The 1,090-nt window shown below is 24.0% G+C and carries 2 protein-coding genes; both read right to left on the bottom strand.

The features are described from left to right. Positions 1 to 246, bottom strand: a 246-nt coding sequence (locus U881_RS10520) for a hypothetical protein (protein WP_038363367.1), incomplete at its 3' end; no start/stop codon positions are given. A 531-nt stretch (positions 247 to 777) separates the two neighbouring features. Beyond that, positions 778 to 1,090 (bottom strand): hypothetical protein (locus U881_RS12600; RefSeq protein ID WP_038363364.1); only part of this gene is annotated, 313 nt, incomplete at its 5' end.

Genomic DNA, 1,090 nt, shown 5'->3' with positions numbered 1-1,090 from the left:
ATTACTATATGTTTTAGCATCATCAACCAATGCCTTTCTTAAATATTCAGCTGCCTCCCTCTGATCTTCAGATAGATTAAATGTATCAAGCAATTCATCAATTGATTTAACCTCCTCACCCATTATTCTTTCTGGGAAAACACCACCTGAATGCACACCTACAGGAGGAGAATTTTGAGTTTTACAACTTAATAATACTATTGATACTATTATTAATAGTATTAAACTATAATATATTAACTTCATATTTTAATATCTCCTTTTAAAATTAAAAACAATGCAAGATATTTATATATCATTTAAATGGCACTACTAAAAATAACAGTACTTGCCTTAATTATTTTTAGTGTATAAATTTAGTTTCATTTATATAATCTTTAGACCTAAACATAAATATAAAATAATAATATCTATTTTTTCTAAAACAAACTATATTGAACTTACCTCTTCTCTTAGATATTTATAACTATAGATAATCAATGAAAAACTTATAAAAAAACTTTATTTTTCAAAATAATTCTCATATACCATACATACAAACCGCAAATATTGGCTAATAAGATTATTATCTTTTAAACAATATTATTAATTATTAAAATTAATCAATATTGTATTAATATTATATATTAATTATATTCAAAAATCAAGAATAAAAAATAGTTTAAAGAAAATTCAATATTCCTACTTAGTAACACTAATATAGATAAATTTACTAAAAATCATTATTAGAGATTGAAAATTGATAACGATTTTTTGAGCTAATTAACAATCTATTTACTATGACACAGCATATAGGTTTGGTCGCTTTCCCATTAAATAATTTTCGTATCCATTCAACAAACTCTCAATATACAAATCTCCTTTCTGGCCTTTCCATACTCTAAAATCTTCAAGTAATATTCTAAACTCATCATAAGTAAGCGAATATAAATCTGCCACCAGGAAATTAATTTGATTTTCTATTAAGTCAAAAAATCTATCTTGAGGGTTAAGACTTAGAATTCTACGTTTTGCAACCTCTGTAAACTCAAAATATTTCAAGTCAAGCAACCACTTGAAATCATTTGGATTATTCTTAACAATTAATATG

It is taken from the genome of Borrelia persica No12 (assembly GCF_000500045.1).
In the GTDB taxonomy this organism is placed as follows: Bacteria; Spirochaetota; Spirochaetia; order Borreliales; family Borreliaceae; genus Borrelia; species Borrelia persica.
The sequence above is the reverse complement of the archived record's forward strand: the minus strand, read 5'-3'. Positions and strand labels throughout refer to the sequence as shown.